General features: G+C 71.1%; 19 protein-coding genes and 1 tRNA gene. 11 read left to right on the forward strand and 9 right to left on the reverse strand.

Annotated elements, in window-relative coordinates; translation table 11 throughout:
• The first annotated feature begins 152 nt into the window (after positions 1-152).
• Complete coding sequence (locus tag ACX25U_RS21775) at positions 153-1,463, forward strand: class I SAM-dependent methyltransferase (protein WP_454394419.1); 1,311 nt, start codon at positions 153-155, stop codon at positions 1,461-1,463.
• Between the two features lie 58 nt (positions 1,464-1,521).
• Here the strand turns inward: ACX25U_RS21775 and ACX25U_RS21780 are convergent, their stop codons facing one another.
• Positions 1,522-4,050, reverse strand: coding sequence for an ABC transporter permease (locus ACX25U_RS21780; RefSeq protein ID WP_454382436.1), 2,529 nt, complete (start codon positions 4,048-4,050; stop codon positions 1,522-1,524).
• A gap of 50 nt (positions 4,051-4,100) precedes the next feature.
• Positions 4,101-4,871: an ABC transporter ATP-binding protein gene (locus tag ACX25U_RS21785; RefSeq protein WP_454382438.1), complete on the reverse strand. Its 771-nt coding sequence runs from the start codon at positions 4,869-4,871 to the stop codon at positions 4,101-4,103.
• A gap of 402 nt (positions 4,872-5,273) precedes the next feature.
• Here ACX25U_RS21785 and ACX25U_RS21790 point away from each other — a divergent pair.
• Positions 5,274-5,360, forward strand: a tRNA-Leu gene (locus ACX25U_RS21790).
• A 503-nt stretch (positions 5,361-5,863) separates the two neighbouring features.
• On the opposite strand, the gene ACX25U_RS21795 is transcribed toward ACX25U_RS21790, so the two are convergent.
• Both ACX25U_RS21795 and ACX25U_RS21800 read right to left on the reverse strand, forming a co-directional pair.
• The gene (locus tag ACX25U_RS21795; RefSeq protein ID WP_454382440.1) at positions 5,864-6,064 is read right to left on the reverse strand and encodes a hypothetical protein; all 201 of its coding nucleotides are present in this window, start codon (positions 6,062-6,064) and stop codon (positions 5,864-5,866) included.
• Positions 6,065-6,285: 221 nt separating this feature from the next.
• Complete coding sequence (locus ACX25U_RS21800; RefSeq protein WP_454382441.1) at positions 6,286-6,684, reverse strand: helix-turn-helix transcriptional regulator; 399 nt, start codon at positions 6,682-6,684, stop codon at positions 6,286-6,288.
• 241 nt (positions 6,685-6,925) lie between these two features.
• On the opposite strand from ACX25U_RS21800, the gene ACX25U_RS21805 reads away from it, so the two are divergent.
• The 6 genes from ACX25U_RS21805 to ACX25U_RS21830 all read left to right on the forward strand — a co-directional run bounded on the left by ACX25U_RS21805 (position 6,926) and on the right by ACX25U_RS21830 (position 12,868).
• Positions 6,926-7,141, forward strand: a complete 216-nt coding sequence (locus ACX25U_RS21805; protein WP_454382443.1) for a hypothetical protein — start codon at positions 6,926-6,928, stop codon at positions 7,139-7,141.
• A gap of 51 nt (positions 7,142-7,192) precedes the next feature.
• Entirely contained in the window at positions 7,193-7,411 is a 219-nt protein-coding gene (locus tag ACX25U_RS21810; protein ID WP_454382445.1) for a hypothetical protein, read from the forward strand.
• Between the two features lie 189 nt (positions 7,412-7,600).
• Entirely contained in the window at positions 7,601-9,517 is a 1,917-nt protein-coding gene (locus ACX25U_RS21815) for a hypothetical protein (protein WP_454382446.1), read from the forward strand.
• Positions 9,518-9,752: 235 nt separating this feature from the next.
• Positions 9,753-10,337, forward strand: coding sequence for a hypothetical protein (locus ACX25U_RS21820; protein WP_454382448.1), 585 nt, complete (start codon positions 9,753-9,755; stop codon positions 10,335-10,337).
• Positions 10,338-10,546: 209 nt separating this feature from the next.
• Positions 10,547-11,722, forward strand: coding sequence for a 4-hydroxybenzoate 3-monooxygenase (locus ACX25U_RS21825; protein WP_454382449.1), 1,176 nt, complete (start codon positions 10,547-10,549; stop codon positions 11,720-11,722).
• A 234-nt stretch (positions 11,723-11,956) separates the two neighbouring features.
• Positions 11,957-12,868, forward strand: a complete 912-nt coding sequence (locus ACX25U_RS21830; RefSeq protein ID WP_454382450.1) for a Bax inhibitor-1/YccA family protein — start codon at positions 11,957-11,959, stop codon at positions 12,866-12,868.
• A 97-nt stretch (positions 12,869-12,965) separates the two neighbouring features.
• Here the strand turns inward: ACX25U_RS21830 and ACX25U_RS21835 are convergent, their stop codons facing one another.
• Positions 12,966-13,193 (reverse strand): DUF4287 domain-containing protein, encoded by a 228-nt coding sequence (locus ACX25U_RS21835; protein ID WP_454382451.1) that lies wholly within the window; start codon positions 13,191-13,193, stop codon positions 12,966-12,968.
• A 101-nt stretch (positions 13,194-13,294) separates the two neighbouring features.
• Between ACX25U_RS21835 and ACX25U_RS21840 the strand changes: the two genes are divergently transcribed.
• Positions 13,295-13,606, forward strand: coding sequence for a hypothetical protein (locus ACX25U_RS21840; RefSeq protein WP_454382452.1), 312 nt, complete (start codon positions 13,295-13,297; stop codon positions 13,604-13,606).
• Between the two features lie 19 nt (positions 13,607-13,625).
• Here ACX25U_RS21840 and ACX25U_RS21845 read toward each other — a convergent pair whose 3' ends face one another.
• From ACX25U_RS21845 to ACX25U_RS21855, 3 genes are all read right to left on the reverse strand, one after another.
• The gene (locus tag ACX25U_RS21845; protein ID WP_454382454.1) at positions 13,626-14,423 is read right to left on the reverse strand and encodes a hypothetical protein; all 798 of its coding nucleotides are present in this window, start codon (positions 14,421-14,423) and stop codon (positions 13,626-13,628) included.
• A gap of 306 nt (positions 14,424-14,729) precedes the next feature.
• Positions 14,730-15,950, reverse strand: a complete 1,221-nt coding sequence (locus tag ACX25U_RS21850) for an acetyl-CoA C-acetyltransferase (protein ID WP_454382456.1) — start codon at positions 15,948-15,950, stop codon at positions 14,730-14,732.
• 198 nt (positions 15,951-16,148) lie between these two features.
• Positions 16,149-17,174, reverse strand: a complete 1,026-nt coding sequence (locus ACX25U_RS21855; protein ID WP_454382458.1) for an SGNH/GDSL hydrolase family protein — start codon at positions 17,172-17,174, stop codon at positions 16,149-16,151.
• 161 nt (positions 17,175-17,335) lie between these two features.
• On the opposite strand from ACX25U_RS21855, the gene ACX25U_RS21860 reads away from it, so the two are divergent.
• Positions 17,336-18,724, forward strand: coding sequence for a cystathionine beta-synthase (locus tag ACX25U_RS21860; protein WP_454382460.1), 1,389 nt, complete (start codon positions 17,336-17,338; stop codon positions 18,722-18,724).
• Positions 18,725-18,960: 236 nt separating this feature from the next.
• Here the strand turns inward: ACX25U_RS21860 and ACX25U_RS21865 are convergent, their stop codons facing one another.
• Positions 18,961-19,386, reverse strand: coding sequence for a hypothetical protein (locus ACX25U_RS21865; protein ID WP_454394421.1), 426 nt, complete (start codon positions 19,384-19,386; stop codon positions 18,961-18,963).
• A gap of 243 nt (positions 19,387-19,629) precedes the next feature.
• Between ACX25U_RS21865 and ACX25U_RS21870 the strand changes: the two genes are divergently transcribed.
• On the forward strand, positions 19,630-20,472 hold the full coding sequence (locus ACX25U_RS21870) for a MurR/RpiR family transcriptional regulator (RefSeq protein WP_454382462.1): 843 nt from the start codon (positions 19,630-19,632) through the stop codon (positions 20,470-20,472).
• Positions 20,473-20,545 lie beyond the last annotated feature (73 nt).

The raw sequence follows: 20,545 nt of genomic DNA on the forward strand, positions 1-20,545 counted from the left end.
AACGGTCCGAAGGGCCTCCCGCCATCCGTGGTGCGGGAGGCCCTTCGGGGTGTTTGCCCATTTGTAACTCCGTTGCGGGACTGCGTCGCGGGCGTCCCGGTGTTTACGTGGTGGATGACATTCCGGCGTTCGTCGTCACGGAGGTGTTCACCATGCCCGACGCCGCGCTGCGGCTCACGAGATTTCTCGAACAGTTGGCGGGGGTCCCGCTCCCGGTGCGGATCCGCGCCTGGGACGGTTCGGAGGCGGGGCCGCCCGGGGCACCGATGCTCGTCGTACGCAACCGCCGCGCCCTGCGACGGCTGCTGTTCAAACCCGGTGAACTGGGCCTGGCCCGCGCCTGGGTGGCCGGGGACCTGACCGTCGAGGGGGACCTCTACACCGCCCTGGACCTGCTCGTCGGCCTCATCTGGGAGCGCGAGGAGGACGCCCCCGGGCTCACCCGGGCGCTGCGCGACCCCGAAGTGCGGGCCGCCGTCCGCGGACTGGTGAAGATGGCCGGGCCCCCGCTGCCGCCCGCCCCGCCCCGAGAGGAGGTCCGCCGGCGCCGCGGCCCCGTGCACACCAAACGCAGCGACAAGCGCGCCATCAGCCACCACTACGACGTCGGCAACGACTTCTACGAACTCGTCCTCGGCCCGTCCATGGTGTACTCCTGCGCCTACTGGCCGGCCCCCGAGCCGCGCGCCACCCTCGAACAGGCCCAGCGCGACAAGCTCGAACTCATCTCCCGCAAGCTCGGCCTGGAGCCCGGCCGGCGCCTCCTCGACGTCGGCTGCGGCTGGGGCTCCATGGCCATCCACGCGGCCCGCGAGCACGGCGTGAGCGTCGTCGGGGTCACCCTGTCCCAGGAACAGGCCGCGTACGCCCGTAAACGCGTCGCCGACGAAGGGCTCACCGACCGGGTGGAGATCCGCGTCCAGGACTACCGGGACGTGGACGACGGGCCGTACGACGCCATCTCCTCCATCGGCATGGCCGAACACGTCGGCGCCGCCCCCTACCTGGAGTACGCGCGAGCCCTTTACGCCCTGCTCGTGCCCGGCGGACGGCTCCTCAACCACCAGATCGGCCGACGCCCGCAGCGGGACGAGTCGGTGTACCACGTGGACGAGTTCATCGGCGCCTACGTCTTCCCCGACGGCGAACTCGCCCCCGTCGGCACCACCGTCACCCAGCTGGAACGCGCCGGGTTCGAGGTGCGCGACGTGGAGTCGATCCGCGAGCACTACGCGCTCACCCTGCGCCGCTGGGTCGCCAACCTGGAGACGCACTGGGACCGCGCGGTACGGCTCACCGGCCCTGGTCGCGCCCGCGTCTGGCAGCTGTACATGGCGGCCTCGGCCGTCGCCTTCGAGCGCAACCGCATCGGCGTCAACCAGGTGCTGGCCGTGAGGACCCCCGAGTCCGGCGACTCGGGGATGCCGCTGCGGGCCCGTACGTGGGGTGCGCCGGCCGTCTGACGGATACCCCGAAAGGTGCCCCGTTCCGCGCTGGAGCGGGGCACCGTCCGGGGTACGGCTACTCCGACTTGATGGCCTGCAGCATGTTCAGACGGGCCGCGCGCCGGGCCGGCCACAGGGCCGCCAGCACACCGACCGCCGCCGCCAGCAGCAGGAAGACGGCCAGCCTCCCCCAGGGCAGGACCAGTTCGTACGTCGCCATCCTGGTGCCGAGCAGTTCACCGGCCGCCCAGCCGAAGAACACGCCGAGTCCGATGCCGAGGACGCCGCCGAACAGGGAGATCACCAGGGACTCCAGGCGGACCATCCGCTTGACGCCCCTGCGGTCCAGGCCGATCGCGCGGAGCATGCCGATCTCCTGGGAGCGCTCGAACACCGACATCGCCAGGGTGTTGATGACACCGAGGACCGCCACGATCACCGCCATGGCGAGCAGGCCGTAGAGCATGTTCAGCATCAGCGTGAACATCTGCGCGATGGCGCTGGAGATGTCCTTCTTGTCCTGGATCTGGATGGCCGGGTTGGAGCCGAGGGCCTTGACCAGCCTGTCCTTGGTCGCGTCGGACGCGCCGTCGGCGGTCCTGACCATGACCTGCATGTCGGTGGGGTCGGACTGGTGCGGGGAGAGGGTGGCGTTGTCCAGCATGATCCCGCGGATCATCTCGTTGCCCTCGTAGACCCCGGCGACCGTCAGCTTCTGCTTCCTGCCGTCCTCGTAGGCGACGGTGAAGCTCGAACCGGCCTTCCAGTGACGGGACTTCGCGGTCCTGTCGTCGACGACGACCCGGGTGCCGCCGACCGTGAAGGAACCGTCCTCGACCTTCAGGTCCGTCAGCTCGCCGATCGCGGAGCCGTTGACACCGGTCAGGTACTCGGTCCGGCCCTCGATACGGGAGGGCGCGTTGCGCAGCGGGCTGGTGGCGGTGACGCCCTCGGTGGCGCGCAGCTTCTTGTCGACGTCCGGGGAGAGGAAGTTGCCGTTCGCCATCGACACCACGTAGTCGGCGCGGATCGCGGACGAGGCCATCTTGTCGATCGCGTGCTGCAGGCTGCCCGCCGTCACCGTCATGCCGGTGATCAAGGTCAGGCCGATCATCAGCGCGGACGCGGTGGCCGCCGTACGGCGCGGGTTGCGCACCGAGTTCTGCCGGGCCAGCTTGCCGGCCACGCCGAACGCGCGCAGGACCGGGGCCGCGGCGGCGATCAGCGGGCGGGACAGCAGCGGTGTCAGGACGAACACGCCGGTGATCAGCAGCACCGCGCCGAGACCCATGGGGGCCTGGGCGGAGTCGGCGTCCATCGTCGTGGCCGTCAGGACCACCGCGACACCGGCGGCCGAGAACAGGGCGCCGATGATGTTGCGCAGCACCAGCGACTTGGTGGTCGCCTTCGCGTGCACGCTGCTCATCGCCGCCACCGGCGGGATCTTGGCGGCCCGGCGGCCGGGCAGCCACGCGGCCAGCATGGTCACGAGGACGCCGACCGCCAGGGCGGTGACGACCGTGCCGGGCGCGACGACCAGCGGCCCGTCCGGGACGGTGGCGCCCAGCGTTCCCATGAGGGACTTCAGCCCCGCGCCGATGCCGATACCGGCGACCAGACCGGTCACGGCGGCCACCGCGCCCACCACGAACGCCTCGATCAGCACCGACCGGGTGACCTGCCGGCGCGAGGCGCCCACCGCGCGCAGCAGCGCCAGCTCCTTGGTGCGCTGGGCGACCAGCATGGAGAAGGTGTTGGCGATGATGAACGTACCGACGAACAGCGCGATCCCGGCGAAGACCAGCAGCCCCTGACGCAGCCCGCTCATCGAGTCCGAGATCATCCGCGCCTGGTCGTCGGCGAGCTGCTCGCCGGTGATCGTCCCGGTCCTGCCGCTGGGCAGCGCCCGGTCCAGCTGCGCCTTCAGCGCCGCCTGGCTGGTGCCCGCCTTCGCCTTCACGTCGATCTCGTCGTACGTGCCCGGCTTGCCGAACAGCTTCTGCGCGGTCGCCGTGTCGAACAGGGCGAGGCTGCCGCCGGCGGCGACGTTGCCGTCGTCGGTGGTGAAGATGCCGGTGACGGTGGGCGTCAGGACGGGACCGTCGACGGAGATGCGGATGGTGTCGCCGACCTCGTAGCCGGCGCGGCGGGCGGTCTCGGAGTCGATGAGGACCTGACCCTCGCCGTGCGGGGCGGCGCCGGACTTCAGCGGGTACCGGGGGTCCTCGCTGCCCCAGTAGTTGCCGCCCTGGGACCGGAAGCCGCCGCCGATCAGCTTGCCGTCCTTGCCGGCGATCGCGGTGAAGCCCCGGACGACACCGATGGCGGAGGCGGCCCCCGGTACGCGGGCGCTGTCGTCCAGCAGCGCCTGGGTCAGCTCGGCCCGCTTGCCGAGCCGGTCGCCCTTGCCCTCCTGGTACGTGGCCTCCACGGCCACGTCGACGTGGCCGAAGCCCTTGGCGGAGCTGTTCTGGTACGCGTCCGAGATGGTGTTGGTGAAGACCAGGGTCCCGGACACGAAGGCGACGCCGAGCATCACGGCGAGCACGGTCATGAGGAGCCGGGCCTTGTGCGCGAGTACGTTGCGCAAGGCGGTGCGGAACATGGTTCTGTCTCAGTCCAGAGGTACGTGTACGAGGTGTACGGGGAGGGGGATCAGCTGGTGCGGCTCTTGCCGTCGAACTGCTTCATGCGGTCCAGAACGGCATCCGCCGTCGGCCCGTACACCTCGTCCACGATCCGGCCGTCCGCGAGGAAGACGACGCGGTCCGCGTACGCCGCCGCCACCGGGTCGTGGGTCACCATCACCACGGTCCGGCCGAGCTCGCGCACGGAGTTGCGCAGGAAGCCGAGCACCTCGGCGCCGGAGCGTGAGTCGAGGTTTCCGGTGGGTTCGTCGCCGAAGATGATGTCCGGCTTGGAGGCCAGCGCCCGGGCGACGGCGACACGCTGCTGCTGGCCGCCGGACAGCTGGGAGGGCCGGTGGCCCAGCCGGTCGGCGAGCCCGACCATGCCGATCACGGAGTCCAGCCACTTCTGGTCCGGCCTGCGGCCGGCGATGTCCATCGGGAGGGTGATGTTCTCCAGGGCCGTGAGCGTCGGCAGCAGGTTGAACGCCTGGAAGATGAAACCGATCTTGTCCCGGCGCAACCTGGTGAGCTGTTTGTCCTTCAGCGAGCCGAGCTCGGTGTCACCGATGAGCACCGAACCGGAGGAGAAGGTGTCCAGACCCGCCACACAGTGCATCAGCGTGGACTTGCCGGACCCGGACGGCCCCATGATCGCCGTGAACTCGGCCTGCTGGAAGTCGACCGAGACCCGGTCGAGCGCGACCACCCGGGTCTCGCCCTGTCCGTAGATCTTCGACAGATCCCTGGCGCGCGCGGCCACGGCGGTGGTCCGGCCGGCGATGGAAGAGGTGGTCACGGGTGGTGCTCCTGACGGGACGGCGACGTTCTCGGGGACACGAACCATCGTTGCGGCCGATCCGGCCCGTGTAGTCAGCCGCAGTTCCGGTTCCGGGGGCCGACTCGGGTCGGACCGCGGCCGAGCACGTCATACCTGGGAATGACGGCCGCCCCTGAGACGCGTCCCCCGACCGGGGATGTTCGGAACAGGTGGAGCCCCCTGGTTCGGAGGGTGAAATTCCGTCATTCCGCGTACGTGGTCGGCCGCTGTCCACAAGGCTGCTGGCAAGTGCCGATGGCCACTCCGTGGGGCTGATGCTTCATCAGTTACCCATGAAATAAGACAACATGATTCGACCCGCCCGCTGCCCGGGGAAAGCATCCCGATAGGCTCGGAGACCCAGCGCGGACCCCATGGCCTGCCCGGATGGTGGAATGCAGACACGGCGAGCTTAAACCTCGCTGCCCCTTCGCGGGCGTGCCGGTTCAAGTCCGGCTCCGGGCACCACCCGTCACCCACGGTCAGTCCTCGTCGACCGTCCGTACGGCTCCGTCGATGCCGTGTGTGCCTCGGGACCGTCCGATCGCCGTCGGACGCGGGCCTGGGCGTGGACAGGGTGTGCCGGGCCGCGGGCAGGTCGGTGGCCCCGGTGCCTCGCACGGCCACGGTGCGGACCGGACCGGCACGGCGCAGTCGCAGTTCCTGGTGCTCGTAGCCGCTCTTCGTCGAGAGCGGGGGCTGCGCGGCGGCCCAGGCGGCGTACGCTTCGCCGGCCGTGAGGACGACCGCCGCCCCGGGAGCGGCCGGTTCGGCCCGGGCGCCGGGCAGGAGGAACACGGCCGCGAGCGCGTACCGGATGCCGTCGGACAGGTGGAGCGGACGGCCGTTCTTCCGGCGAAGAGGGCCGTCACCACCGCATGGAACTGGAGGCCGGTCGGGGCGGAGCCGGTGAACCACGCGGCTGCCGGACCGGCGCATACGGTTCCTTGATCGAACCGCGGCGCGGGCGGTCAGCCCTCGTAGACCGTCAGCACGGCTCCGCCGACCTCGATGCGGCGGCCGGCGCGCATGCCGTTGCGGCGCAGGGTCTGCAGGCACTTGCCGAACAGGACCAGTTCGTCGGCGTCCAGGATCGCGGCGGCCAGGTCCAGGAGCTCGGCGAGGGCCTCGTCGGTGAGCACCTCGGGCAGTTCACCGGACAGCAGGACCATCGCGTCTCCGGCGGGATTCCGGACCACCGCTGTGGTCGGTCCGCCATGCACGAACAACACATGTCCCCCCTGGGAGCCCGGGTCGTGCGGCTTTCGCGTCTCGGGCAGGGAGAGACTAGCGGTGGATCTCGGCGGATTTGGGGCCGTCCGGATTCTTTTTCCGAGTTGGTGGGAGAACGGGCGTTCGGTGTCATCCGACGGCCGACCGGTGGCCCGCGGGGTCACTTCTCCCGCGTGGAGCGGTCCAGCAGGGACTCCACCAGAGCGGCGACGTGCCGGCGGTCGTCGGCCGACAGCTTCTGGACGCTGGCGATGAGGAGGTCGACCTCGGGGTCGGTGGAGCGCGGGGCGCCGCCCTCGGTGTCCGCGCCGGACCCTGGGCCGTAGACGTGGATGCCGCAGGCCTCGGCGGCGGCGCGGCGCACGGTGTCGAGCGGCAGTTCCAGGCCCTTGGAGAGCCCCTCCAGCGTGGCCGGCTGGGGCATGCGCACCACGCGCTCGGCGGTGGCCAGGTGGTGGACGGTGGAGCGGGGAACGCCGCCGCGGCGCGCTACGTCGCCGTATGACCAGCCCTTGCGGTCGAGGCGCTCACGGATCAACTGCTGCAGTGCGTTGGCCACTGATGGTCACTTCCTGCTCGCTGCCTGGCAAAACCCGCGGTCATCCCTCCACGTGGGGCCCGATTCTACGGGCGTCGGCGCGGACGGCCGAGAGGGGATCGGCGAATGGGGTTGCGCGAGGGGTCCCCGAGGCCCTAGTGTCCAATCTCGTTGGACAGCTCGTCCGACCAAGTTGGACGGAGTCCGGGGGGAACCTGACTCGGTCCGACCGGAAACGCCCATCCCTGAGGGGGAATTGATCATGATGGACGCCCACGAGCTCGAGGCCGAGTCCGCGGAGCTGCTGCCGGGACGCGAGGCCCTGGGCCGGCTGAAGTTCAGCTTCACCAAGTCGGTCAACGTCACCAAGCACGTCGCCAACGTCTCGGCCGCCAACCAGTCCGCCGCCCTCAACGACCACTCGCTGTGGTCCGTGGCCGACTCCGGCGCCGCCCAGAGCATCAACGTCGCCCAGTAACACCCACTCCCGGTCGAACCCGATCCCGTAAGACACGAAAGGACATCCATCATGAGCATGGACATGCACGAGCTGGACACCGAGTCCGCGGAGCTGCTGCCGGGCCGTGAGGCCCTGGGCCGGCTGAAGTTCAGCTTCGGCAAGACGGTCAACGTCACCAAGCACGTCGCCAACATCTCGGCCGTCAACGAGTCCGGCGCGCTCAACGACCACTCCGCCTTCTCGTCCGCCCAGTCGACGGCGCTGCAGAGCATCAACGTCTCGCAGTAACGGCAGTGCCGTGACGGCGCCGCTACGGCGCCTGCCACGGCAGCAGATCCGGGGGCGGACCGCGCAGGGGTACGGCGCGGGCCGCCCCCGGAGTCGGACCGGGGGGTTCACCTCCGGGACCGGGCCGGGGTTCCGCCCCCGGACCCGGATCAGGGGGGAGAGCGGGGAGGACGTGGGGGGAGACCACACATGACGGTGCTCGGAGACGGGGCGCCGCCGCTGCACGACACGGGTCCGGTTCCCGGGCCCGGCGGCTGGCCGGTGACCTACGAGCAGGTGGCGACCGGCAGCCTGCCGGTCGTCGAACAGCCGGCGGCACTCGTTCCGCGGCTGAGCGCGGGACTGCGACTGCACGGCGAGTACCAGGGGTCGGGCTTCACCGAACCCAAGTACATCGCCCGTCGGGGGGACGGGCAGGTCGTGCAGCTGTCACGGCTGCTGTATCTCGTGGCGTCGTCCATCGACGGCGTCCGCGACGTCGAGACCATCGCCCACCGCGTCAGCGCGCGGTTCGGGCGGGAGGTCAGCGGCGACAACATCCGCTACCTGGTCGAGAACAAGCTCGAACCGCTCGGAGTGACGGTCCCCGACGGCCAGGAGAGCGAGGAGGTCGACGCCCCGCGCTCCGACCTCCTGCTCGCCCTCAAGGGCCACCGGGTGATCTTCAACGAGCGCCGTACGGCGAAGATCGCCCGGACCTTCGCCTGGCTGCACCGGCCGGCCGCGGTCGCGCTGGTGCTGGCCGCGGCGGTCGTCATGGACGTCTGGCTGTTCGGCTTCTTCGGGGCGATCGAGCCGGTGCTCGAGGTCCTCGACCAGCCGGTGCTCATCCTCATCGTCTTCGTCCTCACCGTGGCCTCGCTCGTCTTCCACGAGTTCGGCCACGCCTCCGCCTGCCGGTACGGCGGTGCGAGACCCGGGTGCATCGGCTGCGGGCTGTTCCTCATCTGGCCGTCGATGTACACCGACGTCACCGACGTCTACCGGATCGGGCGCGGCGGACGGCTGCGCACCGACCTGGGCGGGATCTACTTCAACGTCGTCTTCATGCTGGCCATGGCCGGGGCGTACTTCGCCACCCAGGCGCAGTTCTTCCTGGCCGCCGTCTACCTCGGGCACTTCGAGATCCTGGAGCAGCTGATGCCGGCCGTCCGGCTGGACGGCTACTACATCCTCGGCGACCTGGCCGGGGTGCCCGACCTGTACGGCAAGATCAAGCCGATCCTGCTCGGCCTGCTGCCGGGACGGAAGGGCCGGGCCGCCCGCAAGGAGGTCGCCGGGCTGAAGAAGTCGGCCCGCACGATCGTCGCCACCTGGGTGCTGACCATGGTGCCGCTGCTCGTCGGCGAACTCGGGTACGCCCTGTGGAACCTGCCCCGGATCGTCGCCACGATGATCCGGTCGCTGGCCGAGCAGGTCGGCGGCACCGGCTCGGCGTTCGTGCACGGGCAGGTCGTCGAGGGCCTGGTAGGCCTCATCGGCTGCGTCATGCTGCTGTGCCCGATGGCGGGTGTCGTCTATCTCTCCGTGAAGCTGGGCGGCCGCCTCTTCCGGGTCGCCAAGCGGGCCACGGAGGGTCGGCCGGGACTCCGGGTGACGGTGTGCGCGCTCGCGCTGGCCGGTCTCACGGGGCTGAGCTACGCGTGGGTGTCCGGGATGACGCCGCAGCCGCTGCCGAAGAAGCCGCCGATCGCGCCGATTCTGCAGCCGGGGGTGTCCACGCAGGAGCCGCAGCCGCGGCACGCGTCGACGCCGGACGGGCCGGAGCCGGGCGGGCCCTCGGCCGGGGCCTCCGCCGTGCCGTCGGGGTCCGCCGGGACGACGGGCGTGTCGGCGGGGCCGGGCGGCGGGCCTTCGGGAACGGCGTCGGGCCGTGCGTCGGCGTCGGCGGGGGAGTCGGTGGCGGCGTCGGGGAAGCCGAGTGCTTCGCCGAAGGCGGTGCCGAGCGGCAAGGGCGCGGTGGAGGAGCCGGTGGCTGCGCCTACGCCGTCGGAGAGCGCGGCCGCGCCCACGCCGTCGGAGAGCGTGTCGGCGTCGTTGCCGACCGAGAGCGTGTCCGCGCCGCCGGTCGTCAGTGGGCCGGAGAGTCCGGCTGGGTCGCCCTGACGCGGGCCGGGGGTGGGTGCGCCCGCCCTGCTCGAGGGGTGCTGCTGCGCCCACCCGTGCCCCCCTGGGGGTCCCCCTGCTCGAAGAGCTCGGGGGAGGCACGACTGCCCGCAGCTATGTATGACCATCCATCACAGGAGACTTCATGAGCAGTCATCGGAAACCTCGTTCCAGCAGTCGGCCGATTTCTCAGCGGGCCGTGCGGATAGGGTTGTTCGCCGCCGGGGTTGCCGGGGTGGCGACCGCTGTGCCGGCGCAGGCGGCGACGGCCGCGCCGCATGCCGCGGTCGCGTCGGACAATGTGTTCACCCATGCCGACCGGTTGCACCACACACAGGCGAAGGACTCGTTCACGGTCCGGCAGTTCGGCACGGTGAACGCGGCCGGTGTGCGCAACCAGGCCAACGCCGTCTCCACCGGGTGCTCGGCCGACGACGCGTGCCGTTCGGTGGCGCTGTCCTTCCAGATCGTGACGATCGCCGGGGAGCACACGCGCCTGAACGCCGTGAACCGCAGTGACGCGGTGAACAAGAAATGCACGGGCTGCCAGACCCTCGCCGGGGCCTACCAGTTCGTCGTCTCCACGCCCACGGCGTTCCGCTTCGACGCCACCACCCAGCGGCGGCTCACCGACCTGCACCGCCGGCTCGACGGGCTGACCCGGTCCTCGCTGCCCGCGGTGGAGCTGAAATCACAGGTGGACGCTCTCGCCGCCGAGGTCACCGACGTCCTGCACGACGCGGTCGCGAACGCCCCCAAGGGCGACGTGCGGCCCGCCGTGACCATGCACCGCCACCTGGACGGCTGGCCGGGCCGCTGACCGCGCCGTAGCCCGTCCGTCCCCCTTGGCCGACCGCCGGGTCCGCGACCTGATCGCGCGGACCCGGCGGTCGCTCGCGTGTGGGGACACCATTGACATCGGGTGAGTCCGGACGGAAACTCAGGGGACGCTTGAGTGAAGAATTTTTCACTACACGAACACGCTCGACCCGCCTCCAGGCAATGACGCCAACCCGAAGGGAACGACCGATGCGCACCACCGTCGGCATCATCGGAGCCGGACCGGCCGGCCTGCTCCTCGCCCGGCTGCTCCACAACGCCGGGATCGACTCGGTCGTCCTGGAGAGCCGCGACCGCGCCTACGTCGAGCACCGGCAGCGGGCCGGAATCCTGGAGCAGGGCACCGTCGACGTGCTGCGCGCGGCCGGGGCCGCGGAGCGGATGGACCGCGAGGGGCTCGAGCACGACGGGATCGAGCTGCGCTTCGACCGGCGCCGGCACCGCGTCGACTTCCCCGCGCTCACCGGCGGGCGGTCCGTGATGGTCTACGCCCAGACCGAGGTGTGCAAGGACCTCATCGCCCTGCAGCTCAAGGAGGGCGGTCCGCTGCTGTTCGGGGCGGAGGCGCTGGCCGTGGAGGGGGCCGAGACCGACCGTCCCTCCATCCGGTTCCGCCACGAGGGGCGCGAGGACGTCCTCGAGTGCGACTACGTCGTCGGGGCCGACGGCTTCTGGGGCGTGGCCCGCAAGGCGATCCCCGCCTCGATCTCCCAGGTGTTCGAGCGGACGTACCCCTTCGGCTGGCTCGGCATCCTCGCCGACGTGCCCCCCTCGCACGACGAGCTGATCTACGCCCGCCACGACCGCGGGTTCGCCCTGCTGTCCATGCGCTCCCCGTCCGTCTCCCGGCTCTACCTCCAGGTGCCGGCGGACACCGACGCCGGGACGTGGAGCGACGAGCAGATCTGGGACGAGCTCGAGCGGCGGTTGGAGACGGACGACGACTGGACCCTGCGGCGCGGGCCGATCACCCAGAAGTCGGTGACCCCCATGCGCTCCTACGTCCACGAGCCCATGCGCCACGGCCGGCTGTTCCTCGCCGGGGACGCCGCCCACATCGTGCCGCCGACCGGCGCCAAGGGGCTGAACCTCGCCGTCGGGGACGTCGTCACCTTCGCGCGGGCGCTCGTGCACCAGAAGGAGACCGGGTCCGCCGAGCTCCTCGACGCCTATTCGGCGAACTGCCTGCGGCGCGTCTGGCAGGCCGAGCGGTTCAGCTACGACATGACGACGATGCTGCACCGCGCCCCCGACGCCATCCCGTTCGACCGGCGCCTGCAGCTGGCCCGTCTGGACCGCATCAGCTCCTGCCGGGCCGCCGAGACCGACCTCGCCCTGGGCTACACCGGGTTCCCGCTCGACTGACGGACGGTCCGAGCAGGCGGACGGTGCCCGGAAACCGGCCGGTTGTCTCCGGCCGGTTCCGGACGGGTCGCGGCTTGGTGATGAATGACACCGTCCGCTGCCGGGAATCACCTGGTCGCGTAGCGTGTTCGACAGCACGAGGAGGGAAAGATCCTTCCTAGGTACTAGGGCCCATCCTTTGCCTTTCCATTACTCTTGGGCCAAGGCTGCGCAGTGCGGCCATGGAGGAGTGAGATGAGGAGCAGAAACCCGGTCTTCTCGCGACGGGGGTTCAGCCGCGACAACGGCTACGCGGGCTTCAACACCGCGCCGCAGGCCGGGGGTCCCGCTGTCGGCACGCAGGCCAATCCGTACGCGCAGGGCAACCCGTACGCCCAGCCGAGCGGCAACCCCTACGCGCAGAACCCCTACGCTCAGCAGGACCTGCAGTACGGCACGCCGCCGCAGGCCCCGGCCACCACCGGCCGGATGACGATGGACGACGTCGTCCTGCGCACGGCGTCCACGCTCGGCACGCTGGTCGTGACGGCCGCGCTCGCCTGGGCGCTGCTGCCGGTCGACGGCGCCAACATCGGCCGTACCTACGCCATCGGGATCGGCGCCGCGCTGGTCGGCATGGTGCTGGCCCTGGTGCAGTCCTTCAAGCGCAAGGCCTCGCCCGCGCTGATCCTGACCTACGCCGCCGTCGAGGGCGTGTTCCTCGGCGTCGTCTCCAACATCGTCGACACCCACATCGCCAGCGGCGCGGCCATGCAGGCCGTGCTCGGCACGATGGCGGTCTTCGGCGGCGTCCTGCTGGCCTACAAGGCGGGCTGGATCCGCGTCAACCGCCGGTTCTACGGCTTCGTGATGGCGGCGGCGCTCGGCTTCGTGCTGCTGATGATGGTGAACATGCTGTTCGCCGTGTTCGGCGGCGGTGACGGCCTCGGCTTCCGCAGCGGCCCGCTCGGCATCTTCTTCGGTGTCGTCGGCATCATCCTCGGCGCCTGCTTCCTCGCCCTGGACTTCAAGCAGGTCGAGGACGGCATCGCCTACGGCGCCCCGCGCGAGGAGGCCTGGCTCGCGGCCTTCGGCCTCACGCTGACGCTGGTGTGGATCTACATGGAGTTCCTGCGGATCATCGCGATCCTCAACCAGAGCGACTAGTCCACCGGCGACACGCCGAGAGAACCGAGAGAACCGAGAGAACACGGAAGGGCCCCGGGGTTTCCCCGGGGCCCTTCGCCGTGCCGACGGTGCGCGCCTAGAGCAGTTTGCGCGCGGCCCTCCTCAGGTCGTACTCGTGGATGATCGCCTTGGCGTGGCCGTACGCGAGGTTGTGTTCGTGGCGGAGCCAGCTGACCTTCTCTTCGAAGCGGAGCGCGGGGCCTTCTTCGACGGTGCGCAGCCAGTCGGAGATCTCACGACCGGTGCAGTGGGGGATGCGGGCGAGCAGATTGCGATGGGTCTCCTCGGAGAAGACTTGGGACATCGGCGCCTCCGGACGCATTCGACGAAGCCGGTCCTTCACGTCACCGTGCCCGAGGGTTCGCGTGTTGGCAACAGTCCTGGTGCGACGCGTAGTCTCGCGGCGTGGTGGACACGACTTCTCTGACCCGGGCAGTGGATCACTTCGCCGACCGCCTCAGGGCGGCGCCGCAGAGCCGGTTGCAGCGGGCCGGCGCCGCCGAGGCACTGGCGCTGGCCAGGGAGTTCGCCCGGCGGGCCCAGCTCGCCGAGCGCCCCGGGACCGAGCCGCGGGAGATGCCGGACGCGGGGATGTTCGCGGCCGCGGACCAGGTCACCGTCGCCGGACACGATCTGGCGCTCGTACTGAAAACCGAGGACGAGGTGGCGGAGGCCGTACGTCTGGTGCAGGAGGCGCAGCGGCGGGCGAGGGTCTGACCCCGGTCGCGGGCCCCGGCTACAGGGAGGCGATGACGCGGTCCGCCAGGATGTACACGTTCTCCTCACCGCAGGCGAAGGTGAGCGTGTAGGCGCCGGAGACGCCCGAACCGCCCAGCAGGACCGGGGACTCGCCCGTGCACAGGGCGGCGGCCAGGCGCTCGGCGGTCTCCCGGTGACCCGGGGTCATGCACAGGGTCGTACCGTCGGCGAAGACGTAGACGTCGAGGGTGCCCAGCGGGCCCGGGCGGACGTCGGTCAGCTCCACGCGGGTCGCGGCCAGCTCCTCCAGGGCGGCCACCGTGCGCTCGTGGTCGTCCACGACCGGGGACGGGCGGGGCGTGAAGTCCGGGTGCGAGGGGTGCCGGCGGCGGGCCGCGGCCAGCTCCGGGGACTCGCCGGAGGCGGCCTGCTCGTCGGCCTCCGAGCCGGTCTCGGCCACCGGCTCCAGGTGCTCCAGCCCCGCGCAGTCGGCCTGCCGGGGCAGGAACAGCTCGCTGTCGGGCAGCCCGAGCAGGGAGGGCGCGTCGGCGGCGTCCCTGGCTTCCTGGGCGGCCCAGAACGCCCGTGCCTCGGCCAGTTCCCGCTCCCGTTCCTCGGCGAGCGCCTGGACCACGGCGGCACGTATCTGCTCCGCGTCAGCGTGGCCGCGGGCGTCGGGCAGCAGGGCGCGCGCGGTGGCGGCGTGGTTCTCCGCCAGCTGCTTCTGCAGAGCCGCGACCTGGCGCCGCAGGGCGAAAAGGGTGCGCAGGACGGCGACGCCCACGGCGCCGGTGGCGGCCGTGGTAAGCAGCAAGGCGATCGGCATGGCGCTCACTGACGTACTCCCGGGTTCAAGGTCGATCCCCGACTTCCTACATCAGCTTGAAGGGCGGACTATCCAGTTGTCAGTGCGTAACGTCACGAAACGGGCAGGAAAGCGACCTGTGGGTTTCCTGAGGGAAAACGCTGACCTGCGAGGATCCCTCTGCCGAGGGAGAAAGGTCACATCCTGAGGGAGATTGGATCACAAAACGGCCCGGAATCCAGGCGTTTCCTGGATTCCGGGCCGTTCGATCACGGCGGGTGGTAAGGCGGCCACTGACGGTCTTCCGGACGGCCGCGTGTCCCGTCGTCCAGAGGGTCAGCTGAGGCGCTCGATGACCATCGCCATGCCCTGGCCGCCGCCGACGCACATCGTCTCCAGGCCGAACTGCTTGTCGTGGAACCGCAGGGAGTTGATCAGCGTGCCGGTGATACGGGCGCCGGTCATGCCGAAGGGGTGGCCGACGGCGATCGCGCCGCCGTTGACGTTCAGCTTCTCCAACGGGATGTTCAGGTCGCGGTAGGAGGGGATCACCTGGGCGGCGAAGGCCTCGTTGATCTCGACCAGGTCGATGTCGTCGATGGTCAGCCCGGCCCGCTGCAGGGCCTGCTTGCTGGCCTCGACCGGGCCGAGGCCCATGATCTCCGGCGAGAGGCCGGAGACGCCGGTGGAGACGATCCGGGCGAGCGGGGTCAGGCCCAGCTCGCGGGCCTTGGTGTCGGACATGATGACGAGCGCGGCGGCGCCGTCGTTGAGCGGGCAGCAGTTGCCGGCGGTGACCAGCCCGTCGGGGCGGAAGACCGGCTTGAGACCGGCCACGCCCTCCACGGTCACGCCCGGGCGCGGACCGTCGTCCTTGCTGATGACGGTACCGTCGGGCAGCGTCACCGGGGTGATCTCCCGCTCCCAGAAGCCGTTCTTGAGGGCCTCCTCGGCGAGGTTCTGCGAGCGGACGCCGAACTCGTCCATCTCCTGGCGGGTGACGCCCTTCCAGCGGGCGAGGTTCTCCGCGGTCTGGCCCATCGCGATGTAGGCGTCGGGGATCAGGCCGTCCTCGCGCGGGTCGTGCCAGGTGGTGCCCTCCTGCTCGGCCACGGCCGCGGTACGGGCCTCCGCCTCGGCGAACAGCGGGTTGTGCGTGTCCGGCAGGCTGTCGGAGTTGCCCTTGGTGAACCGGGAGACCATCTCCACACCGGCCGAGACGAACACGTCGCCCTCACCGGCCTTGATGGCGTGCAGGGCCATGCGGGAGGTCTGGAGGGAGGAGGAGCAGTAGCGGGTGATCGTGCAGCCGGGCAGGTGGTCCATGCCCATCTGCACGGCGACGATCCGGCCGAGGTTGTTGCCCTGCTCGCCGCCGGGCAGGCCGCAGCCGAGCATCAGGTCGTCGATGTCCCTCGGGTCCAGCTCGGGGACCTTCGCGAGGGCGGCCTGGACGATCGTGGCGGTGAGGTCGTCGGGGCGCAGGTCCTTGAGGGAGCCCTTGAAAGCGCGGCCGATGGGGGAGCGGGCGGTCGAGACGATGACGGCTTCGGGCATCACGGCTCCGTATCAGTGGGGCGGCGCGTAGCGCCTCGTTGAGGGGTGGTGGCCGGGTGGCGGGTGGGCGTACGTATGGGTGAGGGGCGGCTGCTTGGAAGTTACCCGCCCGTATGGCGAAGGTCACGGGAACCGCGGTGTGACCCTGACCGCACTTGTCTAAGCGCTTGCTTGGCTGTCATCCGGTCGCGCCCACCCTCAAACCGACGGAGTCACCGGCGCGGGCTGCGGCTCCGGCACCCTCCTCCGCCGACGCCGCTTGAGCAGGGCCCACGGCCCCCGCGGCCCGGTGGGCATGGCGGCCGTGACCTCCGTACCCGCCTCCGACGCCGCCTCCGCCGCCGCACGGGCCACCGGCAGGAAGCCCTCGCGCCGCGACACGTCCGGACGTTCCTCCTCCGCCGGCCACAGCCCCAGCGCCGCGCACACCGTCGGCAGCACCGCCATCGCCGCCGTGGCGTACCCCTCGGCGGAGGGGTGGTAGTTGTCCGGCCCGAACAGCTCCCGCGGATTCGCCTCGAACTCGGGTCCGAGCAGATCGCCCAGCGACACGGTCCGGCCCCCCTGCTCCACCACTCCGATCGTCTGCGCCGCCGCCAGCTGCCGTGAGGCGCGCCGGGCCAGCCACCGCAGCGGCTGCTGGACCGGCTCGATCGTGCCCAGGTCGGGACAGGTGCCCACGACGACCTCCGCCCCCGCCGTACGCAGCCGCCGTACCGCCGCCGACAGATGCCGCACCGAGCGGGTCGGCGGCATCCGGCGGGTCACGTCGTTCGCGCCGACCATGATCACGCAGATGTCCGGGACCTGCGCCGGATCGGCGAGCACCAGCGCCACCTGCCGGTCCAGGTCGTCGGACTGCGCCCCGGGTGCGGCGACGTTCCGCAGCCGCACCGGACGCTCCGCCACCGCCGCGAGCCCCGACGCCAGCAGAGCGCCCGGCGTCTGCCCGGCCCGGTGGACGCCCTGGCCCGCGGCCGTGGAGTCACCGAGCATGACCAGGCTCAGCGGCAGCTCGCCGGGGATGCCGTACACATGGCCGTACAGACCGTCCGCGACCGGCACGTGATTGTCCGTGCCGTTGCCCACGTGACGCTTGGCCATCTGCACCTCGGCCAGCAGCAGACCGACGGCGGCCGCGCCGACCAGGCCGAGCCCGCCGCCCCCGTACGCGGCACCGGCCGCGATCCGCCGGGCCACCCTCGCCCTCGACATGCTCGTCATGCCCGCCGCCACCTCCTGCGTAGCCGTACACCCACTCCTTGCCCCGTACCGACCGTGGTCCAATCTCGACGGGGAGTGAACGCCCGCCCCCGGAGCCGCGCCCCTGGCCTACGCTGGCGGAACCATTACGACCACACCTTTTGCAGCGACCGGAGACAACGGTGCAATTCCACGACTCGATGATCAGCCTCGTCGGCAACACCCCGCTGGTGCGGCTCAACAACGTCACCAAGGGCATCAAGGCGACCGTCCTGGCCAAGGTCGAGTACTTCAACCCGGGCGGTTCCGTGAAGGACCGCATCGCCCTGCGCATGATCGAGGCGGCCGAGCAGAGCGGGGAGCTCAAGCCCGGCGGGACGATCGTCGAGCCGACCAGTGGCAACACCGGCGTCGGCCTCGCCATCGTGGCCCAGCAGAAGGGCTACAAGTGCGTCTTCGTCTGCCCGGACAAGGTCTCCACCGACAAGATCAACGTGCTGCGCGCATACGGCGCGGAAGTGGTCGTGTGCCCGACGGCCGTCGCGCCCGAGCACCCGGACTCGTACTACAACGTCTCCGACCGGCTGGTGCGGGAGACGCCGGGCGCCTGGAAGCCCGACCAGTACTCGAACCCCAACAACCCCCTCTCGCACTATCACTCCACCGGCCCCGAGCTCTGGGAGCAGACCGAGGGGAGGATCACCCACTTCGTGGCCGGCGTCGGCACCGGCGGCACCATCTCCGGCACCGGCCGCTACCTGAAGGACGCCAGCGACGGCAAGGTCAGGGTGATCGGTGCCGACCCCGAGGGCTCGGTGTACTCCGGCGGCTCCGGACGGCCGTACCTCGTCGAGGGCGTCGGCGAGGACTTCTGGCCGACCGCCTACGACCGGACCGTGGCCGACGAGATCGTGGCCGTGTCCGACAAGGACTCCTTCCAGATGACCCGCCGCCTGGCCAAGGAGGAGGGCCTCCTGGTCGGCGGCTCCTGCGGCATGGCGGTCGTCGCCGCCCTGCGCGTGGCCGAACGGCTCGGCCCGGACGACGTCGTGGTGGTGCTGCTGCCGGACAGCGGGCGCGGGTACCTCAGCAAGATCTTCAATGATGAATGGATGGCCGACTACGGCTTCCTGGAGGACGAGGGCCCGAGCGCGCGGGTCGGTGACGTGCTGAACGACAAGGAGGACGGCATCCCGTCCCTGGTCCACATGCACCCGGACGAGACGGTCGGCCAGGCCATCGAGGTGCTGCGCGAATACGGCGTCTCGCAGATGCCGATCGTGAAGCCGGGCGCCGGTCACCCGGACGTCATGGCGGCGGAGGTCGTGGGGTCCGTGGTGGAACGGGAACTGCTGGACGCGCTGTTCACCAAGCGGGCCTCGTTGGAGGACCCGCTGGAGAAGCACATGTCGGCCCCGCTGCCGCAGGTCGGCTCCGGTGAGCCGGTCGGCGACCTGATGGCGGTGCTCGGCACGGCGGATGCGGCGATCGTGCTGGTGGAGGGCAAGCCGACCGGTGTGGTCAGCCGTCAGGACCTGCTCGCCTTCCTGGCCAAGAGCGGGAAGCAGTAGGCAGTCACGGAAGTGGTGCGAGCGTTCACGTGCCCGCAGCACCCGCTTAACACGGGTCCGGAAGAGTAGGGGGTGCGAACGGCGCCAGGGCCTCCGGAGCGGCTCCCGGACCTCCATGGACGCCGTGGACGCGCCTGCCCGGCCCTGAGCCGGCCCGCGTCCCCCCGCGCGGGGACCGCCGTCGTCCCGCCCCCCGGTCACACGGGGGTGTGGCGGTCCCCGCGCACAGCTTCCGCTCAGTTCTCCCAGGCGTCGTCCTTGGCCGAGCCCCGGCGGCCCGTGAACAGTCCGGGGTTGGCGCGGGCGGCCTGGACGGCGTTGACGCCCACGATGCCGACCCAGGCGGCGATGAGGCCGGGCAGGTCACCGACGCCGCCGCCGATCGCGGACAGCGGGACGGCCAGTACCAGGGAGACGATGCCGAAGCCGAAGCGCTCGCCCCAGGAGTCGGTGGCCTTCGGCGAGCGGGAGTCACGGGCCGTCGTCATCTGCTGCTCGGCGAGCTGCCGGCGCACCCGGCGTTCGACGGCGCTGTCGATGCGCTGGTCGACCTTCTCCAGGAACGAGTCGACCAGCGCGGACTCGTACTCCTCGCCCAGCTCCCTGCGGGCCTGCAGGGAGGCGTTGAGTTCCTTCTTCAGATCGGCGTCCCGCGCGTCCATTCCGGTCATGCGGACCAGGCTAGGCAGCCGGGGCGCCCGCCGCACTGGGGATAGCCCCCCTGTTCGGCGGGGGCAGGCCGCCGCCGGTGTCGCCGGGGTGACCGTTCGGACACACTTGGCCGGTCTCCTGCCGTCCCTTGCCGTGACTGCATGACCTCATGCAGAGTTCTTGGTGTCTGAATAGAAACTGGTCGGGGAGGTAGCCTCCCGGGGCGTCGACGACTTCTGGAGGGGAAGCACGTCATGAGCGGGACCGACAGCCCTGCCGCACGGTTGCAGGCGCTCTTCGAAGGACACCGGCTCACGCCGACCCAGCGGCGCATCGCGCACAGCATGGTGCGGCGCGCCGCCGACGTGCCGTTCCTGTCCAGCGTCGAACTGGCCGAGCTGGCCGGGGTCAGCCAGCCGTCGGTGACCCGCTTCGCGGTCGCGCTCGGCTTCGACGGCTACCCGGCGCTGCGCCGGCATCTGCGCGAGGTCGCGCCCGCCGAACCCGTGGCTCAGCCGGCCTCCTACAACGAGTACCAGCAGGCGGTCGAGGCCGAGATCGAGAACCTCCGGCACCTGGCGGAGGCGCTGGCCGATCCGCGGCCGGTGCGGGAGGCGGGCCGTGTTCTCGCCGCCTCCCGTCCGCTGCCCGTCCTGGGCCTGCGGGCCGCGGCCTCCCAGGCCTACGGCTTCGCGTACTTCGCCGGCAAGGTCCACCCCGACGTACGGCTGCTCGACGAGGGCGGCACGATGATCCAGGACCGCATCGACGGGGCCGTACGGGCGGGCGCCTCGGCGCTGCTGTGCTTCGCGCTGCCGCGCCATCCGCGCGAGGTCGTGGACACCCTCGCCTACGCCAAGGACGCGGGGCTGACCGTCGTCACGGTCGCGGACTCGGCCTTCGCGCCGGTCGCCAAGCACTCCGACCTGCTGCTGCCCGCGGCGGTCGGCACCGGGCTCGCCTTCGACACCGCGTGCGCGCCGATGCTGCTGGGCCGGGTGCTTCTGGAGGCCATGTGCGACGACCTGCCCGACGCGCAGGCGCGGCTGGAGGAGTTCGACGGGAAGGCGGCGGCGCGGGGCCTGTTCGTGGAGTGACGCTCCTTACGCGGCGCGGGAACTCTCGGATTCGTCCCACGGACGCTCGTCGGCCTGCCCGCACCGACGAGTG

It is taken from the genome of Streptomyces sp. JNUCC 63 (genome assembly GCF_054366325.1).